The following is a 17,768-nucleotide window of genomic DNA, read 5'->3' as shown; positions in this document are numbered from 1 at the left end:
AAAAAGATCATTTATTTTTAAAGCACTGGAAAGAATAAAGAAAAAAATGATGAAGGAGGCAGCAGATTTGCTAGTTGAGAAAAAAAGATTCCCGTCTCCTAATCAGCATGTGCGTTTATATACAGTCAGCTATCTTTCAGACGGGTTAAAAGTGAAGGGATTGCTGGCGGAACCTGCGGCGCCCGGGATGTATGAAGGCTTTTTATATTTGCGGGGCGGGATCAAAAATGTCGGAATGGTCAGGCCGGGGCGGATCATCCAGTTTGCTTCTCAGGGATTTGTGGTTTTTGCGCCTTTTTACAGAGGGAACCAGGGCGGAGAGGGCAACGAGGATTTTGCCGGAGAGGACAGGGAGGATGCCTTTTCTGCTTTTCGTCTGCTTCAAGAACATCCGAAAGTAAAGGCGGGCAGAGTCCATATTTTCGGATTTTCACGCGGGGGGATCATGGGTATACTGACTGCGATTGAAATGGGAAAAAGTGCCGCTTCTTTTGTGTCATGGGGAGGCGTCAGTGATATGTTCCTGACCTATGAGGAGCGGAAAGATCTGCGCAGAATGATGAAGCGGGTAATCGGGGGCACGCCGAAAAAAGTGCCGGAGGAATATGAACGGAGGTCGCCGTTTGATCAAACAAACCGCATTCAGGCGCCAGTGCTTTTGATCCATGGGGAAAAAGATCAAAACGTATCCATTCAGCATTCCTACTTATTGGAGGACAAATTAAAACAGCTGCATAAGCCGGTGGAAACATGGTACTTCAGCGGGTTTACACACTATTTTCCCCCGCAGCAAAACAGACGTATCGTACGGGAGCTCACACAATGGATGAAGAACCAGTGAGCGGACGGATTATGATATGATGGAAGAGAAAAAGAGAACGAAAGGGGTTTTCAATTTGGGAATGCCTGTTGAATTTAATACAATGATTGTAACGAAGGGTAAAGAAGAACGGATAGAGGAGAATATATTCCGGCTTGAGAAAGAGGGGTACCGCATTTATCCTCTCGATATTCCGATGGATGTACGGAAGAGCAAGTTTGGCGAGAAGTCGGGAACGGCTGAAGTGCAAAAGCTTGAGTGGTCAAACGGCCGGACCGGCATTACATACAAACTGACTTCTCTGCATTCCACAAATTAAAGAAAAGGCCAAGAGCGAAACAAGCTCTTGGCCTTTTGAAAATCAATCTTTAAAGGAGCGGACCGCCAGCTTCTGCAATCGCGCCTGTATGTGAGAATTTCTTGAAGTTTTCTTTGAATTCATTAGCCAGGTAAACTGCTTTTTCTCTGTACTCTTCTTTGTTTTTCCATGTTTTTTCCGGCTGAAGAACGTCATCAGGAACGCCTGGCACATGAACCGGACTATGAAGACCAAAGACAGTATCCGTCTTCATCTCTGCATTCTCCAATTCGCCTTCAATTGCGGCTCTGACCATTGCACGTGTGTAAGAAAGCTTCATGCGTTCTCCGACGCCGTAACCTCCGCCAGTCCAGCCTGTGTTGACAAGATAAACCTGCACACCGTGTTCATCAATCTTCTTCCCAAGCATTTCAGCGTATACATGGGCAGGCAGCGGCAAGAACGGTGAGCCAAAGCATGTGGAGAACGTGGTCTCTGGTGAAGTGACGCCCCGTTCGGTTCCGGCCAGCTTACTTGTATAGCCGCTTAAGAAATGGTACATCGCCTGTTCCTTTGTCAGTTTGCTGATTGGCGGGAGTACGCCGAATGCGTCGGCCGTCAGAAAAACAATGGCAGACGGGTGACCGGCAATGCTTGGTGACACGATGTTGTCAATCATATCAATCGGGTAAGCGGCACGAGTGTTTTCCGTATAAAAAGAATCATCGTAGTTCGCCTCACGCGTCTGATCATCTATGACGACATTTTCAAGCACTGATCCGAAACGAATCGCGTTGAAAATCTGGGGTTCCTTCTCCTCGCTTAAATGAATACACTTGGCGTAGCAGCCGCCTTCTATATTAAAGACGCCCGTATGGGACCAGCCGTGCTCATCATCGCCGATCAGCTTGCGGTCTGAACTTGCGGATAATGTTGTTTTTCCGGTGCCTGACAGACCGAAGAAAAGAGCGACGTCTCCTTCCCGGCCCACGTTGGCTGAACAATGCATCGGCAATATATTCCGTTCAGGCAGAAGGTAATTCATAATTGAGAAAATGGATTTTTTCATTTCACCGGCATATTCTGTCCCGCCGATTAGAATGGTTCGTTTTTCAAATGAAACGATGATAAATGTTTCAGAATGTGTGCCGTCCGTTTCCGGGTCTGCTTTAAAATGAGGCGCGGAAAGAATGGTGAACGGCTGTTCAGCGGTTTTTTTATCATTTGTTTCCGGTCTGATAAAAAGCTGTCTGGCAAATAAATTGTGCCATGCAAATTCATTTACGACAGTGATCGGCAGCCTGTATTTTTCATCTGCGCCTGCAAAACCTTCGAAGACGAACAATTCATCTCTTTCTTTCAGGTAGCTGACGACCTTTGTGTACAGCCGGTCAAATGCTTCTTCTGATATCGGCTGGTTCACAGAACCCCAATCAATCTTATCCTTCGTGCTTTGTTCCTGTACGATGAATTTATCCTTAGGAGAACGTCCGGTATAAGCGCCGGTTGTGGCCCTCACCGCGCCTGTCGATGTTAATGTGCCTTCATTTCGGGCAATTACTTTTTCGGTGAGCTGCGGAACGGATAAATTATGCTGCACGTTCGGACTTGTTAATAAGAGCTGCAAATCGGCGGTTAAATCAACTGAGTTCATAGAAACCTTCCTTTATCTTTTATTGTGTCTTGCCATTTGTAAAATAGTATAACACATTAATACCAATAGTCTATACTATTTGTTGTTTTTTTGTGTGTGTTTTTGAAATGCACTTTTGAAATAAAGTCTGCTAATTCCTGATTCTTGTTGACACCATAAACACTTATAAGATAAGATATTTTATTGAGCGGATACTCTTATCCCGAGCTGGCGGAGGGACAGGCCCAATGAAGCCCAGCAACCGGTTTCTCTTTAAAAAGCATGTGGAAACACATGTGGGACAACCAAGGTGCTAACCTGTTGCAAGGTTATTTATTCCTTGAGCGATAAGAGTGAAAGGCACACACAACCAACCCTTTCCTCAAGTGGAAAAGGTTTTTTTATTTCATAAATATGCCAATTAACATTCTCTAATATAAAGTATGACATTGTATAAGAGGGAGCGAGTTCCGTATCATATATAAAAGGCCTATCGGGAGGTCTTTTACCAGGAGGAAGCAAATCATGAGTGAAAATCGTCGTTTATTTACATCAGAATCTGTTACGGAGGGGCATCCGGATAAAATCTGTGACCAGATTTCGGACAGCATTTTAGATGAAATTTTAAAACATGACCCTAATGCGCGTGTTGCTTGTGAAACGTCCGTTACAACAGGTTTAGTGCTTGTCAGCGGAGAAATCACAACATCCACGTATGTTGATATCCCAAAAACGGTGCGTGAAACGATCAAAGAAATTGGTTATACGCGCGCGAAATACGGATTTGACGCTGAAACATGCGCTGTTTTAACGTCTATTGACGAGCAGTCCGCCGACATCGCGATGGGTGTGGATCAGGCGCTTGAAGCCCGTGAAGGCACAATGAGCGATGCTGAAATCGAAGCGATCGGTGCAGGAGACCAAGGCTTAATGTTCGGTTATGCGTGCAACGAGACTAAAGAGCTTATGCCGCTTCCGATTTCATTGGCGCATAAATTAGCGCGCCGCTTGAGCGAAGTACGCAAAGAAGATATTCTTCCTTACCTTCGTCCGGACGGAAAAACTCAAGTAACTGTGGAATATGATGAGAACAATAAGCCGGTCCGTATTGACGCGATTGTTATTTCAACACAGCATCACCCTGAAATTTCGCTTGAGCAAATTCAGCGCAATCTCAAGGAGCACGTCATTAATCCTGTCGTTCCTGAGGAATTAATTGATGAAGAAACAAAATACTTCATTAACCCGACAGGACGTTTTGTAATCGGCGGACCTCAAGGAGATGCCGGTCTTACAGGACGTAAAATCATCGTTGACACGTACGGCGGCTATGCACGCCACGGCGGCGGCGCGTTCTCAGGTAAGGACGCAACGAAGGTAGACCGTTCAGCGGCATATGCAGCTAGATATGTAGCGAAAAACATTGTGGCAGCGGGTCTTGCGGATGCTTGCGAAGTGCAGCTTGCTTACGCTATCGGTGTTGCGCAGCCGGTTTCCATATCCATTAATACGTTTGATTCAGGAAAAGCTTCTGAAGAAAAGCTGATTGAAGTTGTACGCAATAACTTTGATCTGCGCCCGGCCGGCATTATCAAAATGCTTGATCTGCGCCGCCCAATCTATAAACAAACGGCTGCTTACGGTCACTTCGGACGTCATGATGTTGACCTTCCGTGGGAGCGTACAGATAAGGCTGACCAGCTTCGCAAAGAGGCTTTAGCAGAATAATTATATAGCCGCTTACTTATAAGCGGCTTTCCCTTTTTTCATTAGGCCCAGGTTTATTTTTTTACATAACAGTGAAACGATTTAATATCCGGTGCGTCTATAAAGAGGGATTTCATCATGAAAATAATAATATGGAGGCAATAATATGTGTGGATTTGTTGGAGTTTTTAACAAGCATCCATTAACTCAAACCGCAGATCAAGAAGAACTTATCAAACAGATGAATCAGATGATCGTTCACCGCGGTCCTGATAGTGATGGGTATTACCATGATGAGCATGTCGGATTCGGATTCAGACGGCTCAGCATTATTGATGTAGAAAACGGCGGGCAGCCTTTATCATATGAAGATGAAACATATTGGATTATCTTTAACGGAGAAATCTATAACTATATTGAACTGAGAGAAGAGCTTGAATCAAAAGGGTACCAATTCAACACAGATTCAGACACAGAGGTCCTTCTTGCGACATACCGTCATTATAAAGAAGAAGCCGCTTCAAAATTGCGCGGAATGTTTTCTTTTCTGATTTGGAATAAAAATGATCATGTCTTGTACGGCGCAAGAGACCCATTTGGCATTAAGCCGTTATATTACACAACGATCAATGATCAGGTTTATTTTGCCTCAGAGAGAAAAAGCTTAATGGCTGCTGAAAGCCATATTCAACTGGATACTGAGGCACTTCAGCAGTACATGTCGTTCCAATTTGTTCCTGAACCTGGCACGCTGGACGTGAATGTGAAAAAGGTAGAGCCTGGACAGCAGTTTACGATTCGCCCGGAAGGCGATATCACCTTTAAAACGTATTTCAAAGCGCATTTCAAGCCTGTTCAATCTTCAGATGAAGATAAGCTTGTCAAGGAAGTAAGAGACGCGATTTTTGATTCTGTTAAGGTTCATATGAGAAGTGACGTGCCAGTCGGTTCTTTCCTTTCAGGAGGGATTGATTCTTCCTTTATTGTATCCGTTGCTAAAGAATTTCATCCGAACTTAAAAACATTTTCTGTCGGATTTGAACAGCAGGGGTTCAGTGAGGTTGATGTTGCGAAGGAAACGGCAGCTGCACTTGGCATAGAAAACTTCAGCACCGTTATTTCTCCGGAAGAATATATGAACGAACTGCCGAAAATTGTCTGGCATTTTGATGATCCGCTTGCTGATCCGGCTGCGATTCCATTGTATTTCGTCGCAAAAGAAGCGAAAAAACAAGTAACAGTCGCATTATCGGGCGAAGGGGCTGACGAACTGTTCGGCGGATACAATATTTACCGCGAACCGCTTTCTCTTAAACCGTTTGAACGCATCCCGTCCGGTCTGAAAAAGATGCTTTTGTATGTAGCTTCTGTCATGCCCGAAGGAATGCGAGGCAAAAGCCTGCTGATCAGAGGATGTACGCCGCTTCAGGATCGCTATATCGGAAACGCGAAAATCTTTGAAGAACCTGTGAAAAAACAGCTTCTCAAACATTATAATCCGCAGCTTTCTTACCGTGATGTGACGAAGCCGTACTTTACAGAAAGCAGCTCATACAGTGACATTAACAAGATGCAGTATGTAGACATTCATACATGGATGCGCGGCGATATTCTGTTAAAAGCGGATAAAATGACAATGGCCAATTCATTAGAACTGCGTGTGCCGTTCTTGGACAAGGTCGTATTCGATGTGGCCTCAAAAATTCCAGATGAATTAAAAACGAAAAACGGCACAACGAAATATCTGCTTCGCAAAGCGGCAGAGGGCGTTGTTCCTGATCACGTGCTGAACCGCAAAAAGCTCGGTTTCCCAGTGCCGATCCGCCATTGGCTGAAAAATGAAATGAATGAGTGGATCCGAAATATTATTCGGGAAAGTGAAACAGACGCTTATATTAAAAAGGATTATGTCCTTCAGCTTCTTGAAGACCATTGTGCGGATAAAGCGGATAACAGCCGTAAAATCTGGACAGTGCTGATCTTCATGATCTGGCACAGCATTAATGTTGAAAAACGATTAGTGCCTGAAGAACTGAACCATCAGCCCAAAGAAGTTATTTTTGTATAATTAAAAGGCTTCCGATTCGTCGGAAGCCTTTTTGTTATGCCTGCTGCACTCTGCATCCATCCGACTTCCTCTTAGTCCTTGTATTCCGCTATGCTTTACATAAAGTGTTAAAAAATATTCACAAAACGTTTATAATAGAGTTAATTGAATGACTAATAGATTAGATAGGTCTAGCCATTTTTGACTGTTTTCGGAGGAAAAGGCCGGACGAATCCCACTATGATACGCAGCAAAAGAAGCGTTACTAGATTAAAATCGAATAGTGTTAGGGGAGAGGGTTATGCAAAGAAAGGCGCAAGAAAAACAATTGCATCGGGGATTAGAACAAAGACATATATCTTTGATGTCATTAGGGGCAGCGATTGGGGTAGGTTTATTCCTTGGCTCTGCTTCTGCTATTAAGTTAGCCGGGCCCGGGATTCTGGTAGCTTATGCCTGCAGCGGTCTTGTTATGTTTTTTATTATGAGGGCACTTGGCGAAATGGCGATTCAAAAGCCGGTGGCAGGTTCTTTCAGCAGATACGCACGTGACTATTTGGGCCCTCTCGCGGGATATTTGACCGGCTGGAATTATTGGTTTTTATGGGTGGTAACGTGTATGGCCGAAATTACAGCAGTCGGCATCTATATGAAATATTGGTATCCGGATGTTCCAAGCTGGATATGGGCATTGGCAGCGCTGATGATAATGACGGCTGTCAACTTCCTAGCCGTAAAAGCATATGGAGAGTTGGAATTTTGGTTTGCTCTTATTAAAATTGTAGCAATCTTATCGATGATTGTTGTTGGTTTATTAATGATTATCGCCGGAGTCGGGAACGGAGGAGTCGCGACAGGCATCAGCAATCTGTGGAACAATGGCGGATTTTTCCCAAACGGCATAAAAGGGGTTTTGCTGTCACTCCAAATGGTGATGTTCGCTTACTTAGGAATTGAAATGATTGGTGTGACTGCCGGAGAGGTGAAAAATCCGGAAAAATCGTTAGCAAAAGCGATTGATACAGTATTTTGGAGGATTCTTATTTTTTATGTTGGCGCTTTATTTGTCATTATGTCTATTTATCCTTGGCAGGAAATCGGTTCACAAGGAAGCCCGTTTGTTCTTACTTTTGAAAAAGTCGGCATTCCTTCGGCCGCGGGCATCATTAACTTTGTTGTTTTGACGGCAGCGCTGTCTTCTTGCAACAGCGGGATTTTCAGCACGGGGCGCATGCTCTTTAACCTGGCGGAACAAAATGAAGCGCCGAAAGCTTATGGAACTTTGACAAAAGGCGGGGTTCCGGGTAAGGCCGTTTTGGCTTCCGCAGGTGCGTTATTAATAGGCGTTGTGTTAAATTACGTAGTGCCCGCAAAAGTATTTACATGGGTCACGAGCATAGCCACATTCGGAGCGATTTGGACATGGGGAATCATTTTGCTGTCTCAGCTTAAGTATCGTAAAAATTTACAGCCGAGTGAACAAAAACGCTTAAAGTACAAGATGCCGTTATATCCGTTCACTTCATATGTGTCATTAGCTTTTTTGGCGTTCGTCATTATTCTTATGGCTTATAACCCGGACACCAGAGTAGCCGTTATTATTGGTCCGATCTGGTTTTTGATTTTGGTTGCAGTGTATTTCAAAAAAGGATTTCATAAAAAAAACGCTGTGAAAACGTCGTCGGGAGAACAGCAGATCAGTCAATAGTGGAAGCGTTTTAATCGCAATGAATGCATAAAGCAGTGAACAGCCGCAGTTTTTTATGCTTAAAAGGTTTTCGATTCGTCGAAAGCCTTTTTTATATGAACGTTAAAATCATCTGTAAAAAACGGTGAGGCGCACCTGTGGATGAATTAATAGAAATCAGAGAACAGGAAAGAATAAGGTACAAGGGATAATGAGCGAAAAATAGCCTAAGGGGAACGAAAAGTTTCTGAAGCAAACAGGTAAGCGGCACCCCTCAGGCTGGGGATACTGAACACAACCTTATACAATGATAGCCTTAATGACTGTTGTAAGAGATTGTTCAGGATTTACTTAAAAAACCCCAAAACTCAGCTCGGGTTTGGGGTTTCAATGGTTTTTACTTATATAATGTTTCGAAAAATGTTAAAGTAAAACAAAGTCATTTTTGCTGAAGGGTTTTATAGTACTGGCCTTTGGCTACATATTCTGACCGGATTCTTTCCATGTCTTCTCTGTCTTCGTCTGTTAAAGGGCGAATGACTTTAGCTGGGCGTCCGAATGCGAGATGGCCCGGCGGAATGGTTTTGCCCGGCGGGACGAGGCTGCCCGCTCCGATAAATGCGCCTTCACCGATTTCAGCACCGTCAAGAATAATGGAACCCATGCCGATTAAGGCATTCTTTCTGATAATTGCGCTGTGTAATGTAACCTGATGGCCGATTGTGGCGTCATCTTCTATAAGCAGCGGGCGGTTCGGGCTTTGGTGAAGACAGCTTAAGTCTTGGATATTCACTCGTTTTCCGATCCGAGTCGGCGCCACGTCTCCCCGAATGACAGCAGAGAACCATATGCTAGATTGTTCTCCGATTACAACGTCACCGGTGATTGTCGCGTTATCCGCAATAAAAGCAGTAGGGTGAATATCCGGCTTATATTGCATATAAGGGTAGATCATGAATCTCATCCTTCTTTCTCTATTTAAATTTCGTATGAGGTGAACTGCATGTGGACCTGGAAAGCAGACAGACCTGTGGGTTCAATTGTTATCATCCACGGGGCAAGCGAATACCACGGACGATATAAATGGTTAATAGAAATGTGGAGATCTTCAGGCTATAACGTTGTGATGGGCGATTTGCCGGGGCAGGGAACAACCACCCGGGCGAGAGGTCATATTCGCTCATTTCAAGAATACATTGATGAAGTAGATAAATGGATAGATACAGCCAGAACCTTTGAATTGCCTGTTTTCCTTCTCGGTCACAGTATGGGCGGGTTAATTTCGATTGAATGGTTTAAACAGCAGAGAAATCCCCGCATTACGGCACTTATTTTATCATCACCCTGTCTCGGTCTGCAAATTAAAGTAAACAAAGTGCTTGATATCGCATCGAGGGGGCTGAATGTCATCGCGCCGTCGTTTAAGGTGGACTCAGGTTTGTCACTTGATATGGCCACACGTAATCAGTCCGTAATAGAGGCTGATCAAAATGATTCTTTATATGTCACAAAAGTGTCTGTCAGATGGTACAGGGAGCTGTTAAAAACATTTGAGTCCGCCATGGTGCCGACTGATGCTTTTCTGAAGGTGCCGCTTCTCGTCATGCAGGCAGGAGACGACAGGCTTGTGGACAAAAGTAAGGTAATTAAATGGTTTTCAGGAGTAGCGTCCCACAATAAGTCATACAGAGAATGGGAAGGCCTCTATCATGAAATATTCAATGAACCAGAAAGAGAAGCTGTTTTCAAAGCAGCAAGAGCATTTACCGATCAGTATATTTGAAAACATTTGGGGGTGCATGTGTTGACAGTACCGGAACATCCTTTTGGCCTTATGACAAAAGTATATCGAGATATTTTTCCGCTCGTACATCAAGAAATGAAAATATGGCAGGCGAAATCTGAATCGATCCGAAATAGTGAATTAAAAGCACAGGCAATGGCAAGTATCAGGGATAAAACATTTCACTGTGAAGGCGGCGGCATTTTGGCTTTATTATCGGGTGATGAAAAGCAAAAATGCGTTGAATTTATTATTGCATACCAGACAATCAGCGATTATTTGGACAATTTGTGCGACCGAAGCACCTCGCTTGATCCGGATGATTTTCGAATGCTGCATGCCTCCATGCTTGACGCTTTAACAGTCGGGGCAGAGCTGCAAAATTATTATCAATTCAGGAACGAGCAAGATGACAGCGGATATTTGCATGATCTGGTCAAAACATGCCAGCGTGTCCTCGGTTCAATTGAACATTACGACATCATTAAACCTTATCTTTTAGAGCTGTGCGGCTATTATTGCGATCTGCAAGTGCATAAACATGTCGTGGAACATGAGCGTGTCCCGAGGCTTGAAAATTGGTTTACTCAATTTCAAGCGGATCTTCCTGAGATGGAGTGGTATGAATTCTCCGCTTGCGCCGGATCAACGTTAGGCATTTTCTGTCTGGTTGCGTATTCGTTTCAGCCGGATTTTAATGAAGACACCGCGAAAAAAATACGCAGCAGCTATTTTCCGTACATACAGGGGCTTCATATCCTGCTTGATTATTTAATTGATCAGGAAGAGGATCTGCTTGGTGGGGATTTGAATTTTTGCACGTATTACGAGTCTCACGAAGAAATGATGAAAAGACTGGAGCATTTTATTGAAAAAGCAGACGAGCATTTGCGGGGCATTCCGCATGAGAGCTTTCATCGTCTGATTAACCGCGGGCTGCTTGGCGTCTATTTGTCCGATGATAAAGTAGCGGGACAAAAGGAAATGGGCAGGCTTGCGAAAAAGCTGATCAAAGCAAGCGGTAAAACATCGTTTTTCTTCTACATCAACGGAAGAGCCTACCGTAAATTTCAAAAAATGCCTTGGATGAGAAGCTCTTAAATAGAAAAAAGCTCAAATCACTTGCTGATTTGAGCTTTTTTTTCAATAGCGATAATAAATGGCGGATCATTTTTCTGGTTTAAATATCCATATGATAAAACTCGCGCTGTTTGCTGATCAATGTTTCGGCAGTAAGCCAGCAATTCCTCTTTTTCCGCTTTGCCTTCAGGGTGCCCATGATAGACAACAAGCACAATCAGCCCGTCTTCTTTCATCATAGCCAGAAGCTGTTCGATGGCTTTGATCGTTGATGCGCCGTGTGTTGTCACACTTTTGTCGCCGCCGGGAAGATACCCGAGGTTGAAAATGGCTGCCGCTACCCGGCCGTCCGCTTCAGGAGGAAGGGATTCAGTGATTTTATCATGGCTTTTATGGAACAATGTGACACGGGGTCCGTATTCCTCGCCCAGCCGCTCTCTTGTGGCAGCCAGCGCAGATTCTTGAATGTCAAACGCGTAGACATGTCCGTTTTCGCCGACAAGTTTTGCTAAAAAAAGGGTGTCGTGTCCGTTCCCCATAGTCGCGTCAACCACGATGCTTCCTTTATCCGCAGCCATTTGCAGCAGTTCTTTGCTGTAGGGGAGAATTTTCTTTAACATCATAATGCCGACTCCTCCCCGAGCCTCTGAAAGAATTTTCCTTGATAGCTGCCGCGTTTTATAAGCTCGTTATTGATTGCGCCCAGTACTTCCCACTTGTTTACGCTCCACATCGGGCCGACCATCAGTTCAATCGGTCCGTCACCGGTAATGCGGTGGACAATCATTTCCGGGGGAATGACTTCCAGTTGATCGCATACAAGCTGAACATACTCATCCTGCGTGAGGAATTCCAGTTTGCCTTTTTCATATTGCTTTACCATTGGCGTGCCTTTTAACAGATGTAAAAGATGGATTTTGATGCCCTGCACGTCCAAATCGGCGACTGCCTTTGCCGTTTCCATCATCATGTCCCGGTCCTCGAGCGGAAGTCCGTTAATAATATGTGAGCAAATGCGTATGCCGTGTTTTCTTAATTTATGAACACCTTCCGCGTAGCAATTAAAATCGTGCGCGCGGTTAATCAGCAGGGCCGTCCGCTCATGGACCGTCTGAAGCCCAAGTTCCACCCACAGGTAGGTGCGTTCGTTCAGTTCAGCCAAATACTCAACGACATCATCAGGAAGGCAATCCGGTCGTGTTGCGATGGAAATGCCGACCACCCCGTCAAGCGCGAGCACTGATTCAAATTTCTCGCGAAGCACTTCAACCGGGGCATGTGTGTTTGTGAAGGCTTGGAAATAAGCGATATATTTGCCGTCCTTCCATTTTTCATGCATGCGCTCTTTAATATCATTAAATTGAGTGATTAAGTCGTCTGCGCGGTTTCCTGCAAAGTCACCTGAGCCGGCCGCGCTGCAAAATGTGCAGCCGCCGTGTGCGACTGTGCCGTCTCTGTTCGGACAGTCAAAGCCGCCATCCAAAGCAACTTTAAATACCTTATGGCCAAAATGCTCCCGTAAATGATAATTCAATGTATGATACCTTTTTTCCGTGTTTGTATAGGGAAAAGGGTTCTTTTGATTCACGATGAATATGTCCTCCTTGCGTACAAATGCATTCTAAAATTGTAGCACGAAAGGAGATACGGAACAAACTAATCCCATACGTAAATGTTATAAGGAACTAGTTTTTGTTTGTTTCATCCTTAGTTTTCTTGGAGATATATCACTGAAAAGAGAAAAAATAATTCCAATTACGAGAATGATGCTTCCGATCTTAAACGTAAAGTTGAAGCTGTCGCTAATTTTCTCGTTATAAAGTTCTGCTATTTTATTCTGAAGAATTATGATTTGCTCTTTTTGCTTCTTAAAACTTTCTTTTACTTTATCTTTGTACGGTTTGGGTGTTTTAGAGAGAAGTTCTTCCTCTTTTTGATTTAGTTCTTTAATTGTTTTTTCCTGGTCAAATGTGTCTGATTCATGCAAACGTGCTATGATTTCTGTTTTAGCAATATCATCAAATACCGTATTATCTTCTATAATTTTTACAGCTTCTTTTTTAGCAGCATCTACATCATGATTGATGCTTGTTGTTAGGACACTAGTAAGAACAGCAATACCAACTGCTTGCCCTACAGTCCTCATCATATTTAAAATCCCTGACGCAATACCGATTTTTTCCTTAGGAATTAATCTGATTCCTGAACCCATAGCTGGTCCAATGATAAGACCTAAAGCTAAGCCGGATATACAAAGAAGAACAATTACAAGTGAAATAGGACTGTCGTACCTTATATAACCATATAAGTAAGTAGTTATTGTTAACCCCATCATACCTAAGCTAGAAAATAAAGCGCCTCCCAGTTTATCCGATAACTTTCCAGATAGAACAGAGGTAAACATAGAAGATAATGCTAAAACAGATACAATTAGACCTGCTTCTAGTTCTGTTTTTCCCATTACATTAGTAAGCAGTAAAGTTATAATAAGAGTTCCGCTTGTTAATCCTAGTCCCTGCATAAATAGTGTTAATGAGCTAAAAGTGAATGTCTTTACCTTTAGCATTGATAAAGGTACCATTGGATATTTTATTTTAGATTCAATATAGAAGAAGAAAATTAGTAATAACATTGATACACTCATGAAAACAAGAAATGTTGAAGATGTCCATCCTAAATCTGATACTTTAGCAAAACCAAATGTTAAACAAAATAGAGCTCCAGATAAAATGAGCATGCCGATATAATCAACCTTTTTATTGGCTGAATTATCATAGCTTTCAGTTATGAAAATGGCAGCAAAAATTATGGCGATAAGTCCCAGAGGAATGTTGATGAAAAATATAGATTGCCAATTAAAATTTTCAGTTAACAATCCACCAAGAACGGGGCCTAATGTCGCAGCAAGCCCTGAAAAAGCTCCCCAAATACCAATAATCATTCCTTTTTTTTCGTCAGGAACTATTTCCAAAGCAATTGGCATTGTAACTGGCACAATAAAAGCAGCTGATAAGCCTTGAATCACTCGAACAGTAATTAGCATTTCAATAGATCCACTTATACACGCCAGAAAAGATGTGAAGATAAAAAGGCCTAACCCAAATATAAATGCTTTTTTTCTTCCGAAATGATCAGCTAGTTTAGACGCACCAACTAACATAACAGCAAATGCCAATGTATAGCCTGTAGCAACCCAAGCCACTTGAGATAGTGTGCAGGAAAAATCAGTTAACATTTCAGGTAGTGCGATGTTTACTATTGTTGTATCCATTACAGAAATAAATGTACCTAAAAGTAAAGCGCTTAAAATTATAATTTTCCTAAAAGTCATATAGTAAATCCTCCTTGTAGATATTAATCTAAAGTGTTATTTGGAAATCATCTAAAAACATAGTAAGTTAAAACAGTAATATTTGTCAATGAATTGTTTTATAGTCCTTTTTTTATTTTTTTGGGTAATAGTTCTTTAATAATGGTGAATTTAGTATAGACTTTACACAAAAAATTCCTTAAAATAGATTATAATTCCTTTTTTCTTTTATTATTCTAATTTTTTATCTTTAAAGGAGGTAATATATGACGACTTCAATCAAATTGTTTTGTATTCCGCATGCTGGAGGAATGTCGAGTATTTATAATGAGTGGAAACCCATTGCGGGTCTAAATGTGGAGTTATGCCCTATTGAATTGGCAGGTAGGAGAACTAGTTTTTTAGATGAACATTATAAGACTTTTGATCAAGCTGTTGATGATGTTGTATCTAAAATATTAAATCATAATAAAACCAATCAAAAATTTGCAGTTTTTGGACATAGTATGGGTGCTTATATTGCATATGAGGTAGTACAGATATTAAACAAACTAAATGAGAATAGATTAGTTCACTTATTTGTTTCAGGGAAAGGGGCGCCTAATAACAAAAAAGGAATTTATAAGTGATTGGACTGATGAGGAATTAATTAAAAAAATTGTAGAATTAGGTGGTTTACATAACAGATTGAAAAATAACTGGGAATTTCTTGATTTATTTATTCCAGTAATAAGAAATGATTACAGAATAAAAGAGACATATAACCATAATATAGAAAATGAAGTTGAAACTAAAATTACAGTTATCTCAGATAAATATGATGAATCAACTTCTATGCAAGAGATACTAGGATGGAAATAGTATTCACATAAAGAAGTTGATATCTTAAATTGATGGTGGACATTATTTTATAAACCACAACGCTAAGGAAGTTATAAAAATTATAAAAGAAAAGCTTTTATTAAAGAAAGGAGACTCTTTGTGAATAAATATTTTTGGGCACCAAATATACAATGGAGACAAGAGGATAACGAGATAATAATTGGAGAATTAAAGTTTAAGGGTAAAGTAATTGATTTCTTCCCTGAAATATATTTTGAATTTCAAAAAGGGATTTTTTTAAATGAACTGCCCATTATTTTTCAAGATTTTAATATAAAAATTTTAAAAATGTTTGTACGTGATTTAATTCGTAATAGAGTTTTGATAGACAGTACGAGTACACCTAATGAGTTATTTAAAGCTCAAAATCAATTTGTTTACAATGATTTTGAAGAGGGTTATTTTTTAAAAAATGAAAATATTAATGAATATAGAAATAACCAATTGAACAGATTCTCCCTAATGGAATTTAAAGAAACAATTCCATTAAATCATTTTGAAGAAATACCTTCTTTTATAAGAGCAAGAAAGAGTACTAGAGATTTCGATTCCTCAAAAACTATGAGTTTTTCAACATTCAGTAATATTTTAGGGGTGTTCCGACAAACAAATATTAAAGGAAATATACAATATTATTATCCAAGTGCTGGGGGACTTTATCCAGTCAATATATATCTATATATTAAAAAAAATAGAGTTGAGAATATTGAAGAAGGACTTTACTTATATAAACCTTCTGATAATTCGATTAATTTAGTTGGAAAAGTAGACTTTAGCAAGGCTAATTTCCATTATTTTATGAATGACGGAATATTCAAACAATCAACTTTTACAGTTTTTTATACGTTGGATAACGATGCGATTATACCCAAATACGGAGGAAATGGTTATTATTATGGACTACTAGAGGCGGGTGTAATGACTTCTCTTCTTTCATATATAACGGAGTTTTTCAAAGTCGGATCTTGCTCTATTGGTGATATAAAATTTGATGAATTGAAGGAATATTTTAAATTTAAAAGAAACGAAGTTTTCTTGCATACAGTCGAAGTTGGTATGAAAAAATAAGGGGAAATTTAAAAATGATAGAGACAAACATCATAAGTATTAAAGATATAAGCAATTTTGTTTTAGATAAAATTTATAAAGAAACTAAAAATAACACTATTAATTTATCCTCTCAAATTTACGATTTTCATATTTCATCCCTAGGGATATTAAGGATTTTAGGAGAAATAGAAGACACTTATGGAATAAACTTAGAGATTTATGACTATGTGGAAAATGAAAGTTTGTCTTCTTTTTGTAAGCTCATTTTTCATAAAGTCAATGATCTAGAAGAAGAACAAGAAAAAGATGATTACTTTTTAGTTCGAGATAACGAAAATGAAGAATTTGATTTGACAAACGTACAAATGGCTTATCTATCAGGAAGAGAAACTGCGTTTGAATTAGGCAATACTTCAACTCACGCTTATATTGAGCTTGAATGTGAGTTAGATATCATGAAATTACAGTATTCTTTAAACAAAGTCATAGAGCGTCAAAGTATGCTTCGAGCCGTTATAAAGCCTAATGGAAAACAAAAGATCCTTAAGAGTGTCCCATCATTTGAAATACATATTAATGATATTAGTAAACTTAGTAGTTTAGAACAAAAGAACAAAATACTTTATGAACGGAACAAAGCCTCACACAAAACATTTGATCCCTATGTTTGGCCCTTATTTGAATTTAAAGCTTTAAAGTTAGATAGCAACAAGTATCGTTTGTTCTTTGGTATAGATATGTTGATTGCAGATGGGGCAAGTATTCAGTTGTTATTTAAGGAAATATCAACTATATATAATAGCAAAGAAAATTCCATAGAGCCATTAGAAATCAGTTATAAGGACTATTTGTTAGCTTATAAAAAGATTAAACAATCCAGCAAGTATCAAGAGGATAAAAGATTTTGGTTAAATAAAGTCGGAAATTTTCCAGACCCTCCTTCGTTACCATTAAAAGAGAATTTGAGAAGTGTTGAAAAACCGCGTTTTAAAAGATTAAAGAAAGTATTAGATGAAAAATCTTGGAGTGAATTGTTAAAAATTTGTTCTGATAATAATCTTAGACCAAGTATGTTATTCTTAATTATTTATTCTAAAGTATTAGTTAAATGGAGTAATAAAAATGATTTGGCTATTAACACAACTTTGTTTAATCGAAGAGCAATCCATAAGCAGGTAAATGAAATTATAGGTGATTTTACAGAAATTATGATATTTGATGTCTGTTTTGATTATAGTGAAAATTTTTGGAATGATGCTAAAAGAATACAAAATAACTTTTTTGAATCTTTAGCTCATAATACTTTTGACGGAATAGAGTTTACAAGGGAATATTCTAAAATTAATAATTTGACTAATGGCAAGGCAGTTTTTCCTGTTGTTTTTACTAGTATGTTATTCGATGAGGAATTGAATCATCTTAATTCATTTGGTTTATTTAAGGATAGCATTAGTCAGACATCTCAAGTTTA

Annotated in this window: 16 protein-coding genes and 1 riboswitch; of the genes, 11 read left to right on the top strand and 5 right to left on the bottom strand. The window is 40.2% G+C overall.

Annotation, left to right across the window (positions count from 1 at the left end; translation table 11 throughout):
- Positions 1-67 precede the first annotated feature (67 nt).
- Together AXI57_RS07240 and AXI57_RS07235 are read left to right on the top strand one after the other, a co-directional pair.
- Complete coding sequence (locus AXI57_RS07240; protein ID WP_061669706.1) at positions 68-841, top strand: alpha/beta hydrolase family protein; 774 nt, start codon at positions 68-70, stop codon at positions 839-841.
- Positions 842-896: 55 nt separating this feature from the next.
- Positions 897-1,139 (top strand): DUF2584 domain-containing protein, encoded by a 243-nt coding sequence (locus tag AXI57_RS07235; RefSeq protein WP_061669705.1) that lies wholly within the window; start codon positions 897-899, stop codon positions 1,137-1,139.
- Positions 1,140-1,188: 49 nt separating this feature from the next.
- Here AXI57_RS07235 and pckA read toward each other — a convergent pair whose 3' ends face one another.
- Positions 1,189-2,772: a phosphoenolpyruvate carboxykinase (ATP) gene (gene pckA / locus AXI57_RS07230; protein WP_003324953.1), complete on the bottom strand. Its 1,584-nt coding sequence runs from the start codon at positions 2,770-2,772 to the stop codon at positions 1,189-1,191.
- Between the two features lie 194 nt (positions 2,773-2,966).
- Positions 2,967-3,105, top strand: a riboswitch (SAM riboswitch).
- A gap of 171 nt (positions 3,106-3,276) precedes the next feature.
- On the opposite strand from pckA, the gene metK reads away from it, so the two are divergent.
- The 3 genes from metK to alaP all read left to right on the top strand — a co-directional run bounded on the left by metK (position 3,277) and on the right by alaP (position 8,213).
- On the top strand, positions 3,277-4,479 hold the full coding sequence (gene metK, locus AXI57_RS07225; RefSeq protein ID WP_061669704.1) for a methionine adenosyltransferase: 1,203 nt from the start codon (positions 3,277-3,279) through the stop codon (positions 4,477-4,479).
- Positions 4,480-4,624: 145 nt separating this feature from the next.
- Positions 4,625-6,526, top strand: a complete 1,902-nt coding sequence (gene asnB / locus AXI57_RS07220) for an asparagine synthase (glutamine-hydrolyzing) (RefSeq protein ID WP_003324955.1) — start codon at positions 4,625-4,627, stop codon at positions 6,524-6,526.
- A gap of 280 nt (positions 6,527-6,806) precedes the next feature.
- Positions 6,807-8,213 carry an alanine permease AlaP gene (gene alaP, locus AXI57_RS07215; protein WP_003324956.1) on the top strand — a complete coding sequence of 469 codons (1,407 nt, stop codon included), beginning with the start codon at positions 6,807-6,809 and terminating at the stop codon, positions 8,211-8,213.
- A 418-nt stretch (positions 8,214-8,631) separates the two neighbouring features.
- Here the strand turns inward: alaP and AXI57_RS07210 are convergent, their stop codons facing one another.
- Positions 8,632-9,147: a gamma carbonic anhydrase gene (locus AXI57_RS07210; protein ID WP_061669703.1), complete on the bottom strand. Its 516-nt coding sequence runs from the start codon at positions 9,145-9,147 to the stop codon at positions 8,632-8,634.
- A 48-nt stretch (positions 9,148-9,195) separates the two neighbouring features.
- On the opposite strand from AXI57_RS07210, the gene AXI57_RS07205 reads away from it, so the two are divergent.
- Both AXI57_RS07205 and AXI57_RS07200 read left to right on the top strand, forming a co-directional pair.
- Positions 9,196-9,975, top strand: a complete 780-nt coding sequence (locus AXI57_RS07205) for an alpha/beta hydrolase (protein WP_003324959.1) — start codon at positions 9,196-9,198, stop codon at positions 9,973-9,975.
- A 21-nt stretch (positions 9,976-9,996) separates the two neighbouring features.
- Positions 9,997-11,076: a tetraprenyl-beta-curcumene synthase family protein gene (locus AXI57_RS07200; protein WP_061669702.1), complete on the top strand. Its 1,080-nt coding sequence runs from the start codon at positions 9,997-9,999 to the stop codon at positions 11,074-11,076.
- A gap of 17 nt (positions 11,077-11,093) precedes the next feature.
- On the opposite strand, the gene mnmM is transcribed toward AXI57_RS07200, so the two are convergent.
- The 3 genes from mnmM to AXI57_RS07185 all read right to left on the bottom strand — a co-directional run bounded on the left by mnmM (position 11,094) and on the right by AXI57_RS07185 (position 14,386).
- Entirely contained in the window at positions 11,094-11,678 is a 585-nt protein-coding gene (mnmM, locus tag AXI57_RS07195; RefSeq protein WP_061669701.1) for a tRNA 5-(aminomethyl)-2-thiouridylate-methyltransferase MnmM, read from the bottom strand.
- Positions 11,675-12,643, bottom strand: coding sequence for a tRNA modification radical SAM protein MnmL/YtqA (gene mnmL, locus AXI57_RS07190; protein WP_061669700.1), 969 nt, complete (start codon positions 12,641-12,643; stop codon positions 11,675-11,677). The genes mnmM and mnmL overlap by 4 nt, the downstream gene beginning before the upstream one ends.
- An 87-nt stretch (positions 12,644-12,730) precedes the next feature.
- The gene (locus AXI57_RS07185; protein WP_061669699.1) at positions 12,731-14,386 is read right to left on the bottom strand and encodes an MFS transporter; all 1,656 of its coding nucleotides are present in this window, start codon (positions 14,384-14,386) and stop codon (positions 12,731-12,733) included.
- Positions 14,387-14,631: 245 nt separating this feature from the next.
- On the opposite strand from AXI57_RS07185, the gene AXI57_RS07180 reads away from it, so the two are divergent.
- The 4 genes from AXI57_RS07180 to AXI57_RS07170 all read left to right on the top strand — a co-directional run.
- The gene (locus tag AXI57_RS07180) at positions 14,632-14,994 is read left to right on the top strand and encodes a thioesterase II family protein (RefSeq protein ID WP_061669698.1); all 363 of its coding nucleotides are present in this window, start codon (positions 14,632-14,634) and stop codon (positions 14,992-14,994) included.
- A gap of 58 nt (positions 14,995-15,052) precedes the next feature.
- The gene (locus tag AXI57_RS21970) at positions 15,053-15,226 is read left to right on the top strand and encodes a hypothetical protein (RefSeq protein WP_155723759.1); all 174 of its coding nucleotides are present in this window, start codon (positions 15,053-15,055) and stop codon (positions 15,224-15,226) included.
- Positions 15,227-15,346: 120 nt separating this feature from the next.
- Positions 15,347-16,315: a SagB/ThcOx family dehydrogenase gene (locus AXI57_RS07175; protein ID WP_061669697.1), complete on the top strand. Its 969-nt coding sequence runs from the start codon at positions 15,347-15,349 to the stop codon at positions 16,313-16,315.
- A gap of 14 nt (positions 16,316-16,329) precedes the next feature.
- A partial coding sequence (locus AXI57_RS07170) for a condensation domain-containing protein (RefSeq protein WP_238380170.1) occupies positions 16,330-17,768 on the top strand: 1,439 nt, incomplete at its 3' end.

The organism is Bacillus atrophaeus (assembly GCF_001584335.1).
Classification (GTDB): Bacteria; Bacillota; Bacilli; order Bacillales; family Bacillaceae; genus Bacillus; species Bacillus atrophaeus.
Note: the sequence above shows the minus strand (reverse complement) of the source record. Positions and strands in the feature narration are given on the sequence as shown.

What these genes read in the sequence shown, in the direction of transcription:
- AXI57_RS07205 (WP_003324959.1), top strand. Translation starts at nt 9,196, where the DNA reads ATGTGGACCTGGAAAGCAGACAGACCTGTGGGTTCAATTGTTATCATC.
- alaP (WP_003324956.1), top strand. Translation starts at nt 6,807, where the DNA reads ATGCAAAGAAAGGCGCAAGAAAAACAATTGCATCGGGGATTAGAACAA.
- pckA (WP_003324953.1), bottom strand. Translation starts at nt 2,772, where the DNA reads ATGAACTCAGTTGATTTAACCGCCGATTTGCAGCTCTTATTAACAAGT.
- asnB (WP_003324955.1), top strand. Translation starts at nt 4,625, where the DNA reads ATGTGTGGATTTGTTGGAGTTTTTAACAAGCATCCATTAACTCAAACC.
- AXI57_RS07185 (WP_061669699.1), bottom strand. Translation starts at nt 14,386, where the DNA reads ATGACTTTTAGGAAAATTATAATTTTAAGCGCTTTACTTTTAGGTACA.
- AXI57_RS07210 (WP_061669703.1), bottom strand. Translation starts at nt 9,147, where the DNA reads ATGATCTACCCTTATATGCAATATAAGCCGGATATTCACCCTACTGCT.
- AXI57_RS07180 (WP_061669698.1), top strand. Translation starts at nt 14,632, where the DNA reads ATGACGACTTCAATCAAATTGTTTTGTATTCCGCATGCTGGAGGAATG.
- mnmM (WP_061669701.1), bottom strand. Translation starts at nt 11,678, where the DNA reads ATGATGTTAAAGAAAATTCTCCCCTACAGCAAAGAACTGCTGCAAATG.
- metK (WP_061669704.1), top strand. Translation starts at nt 3,277, where the DNA reads ATGAGTGAAAATCGTCGTTTATTTACATCAGAATCTGTTACGGAGGGG.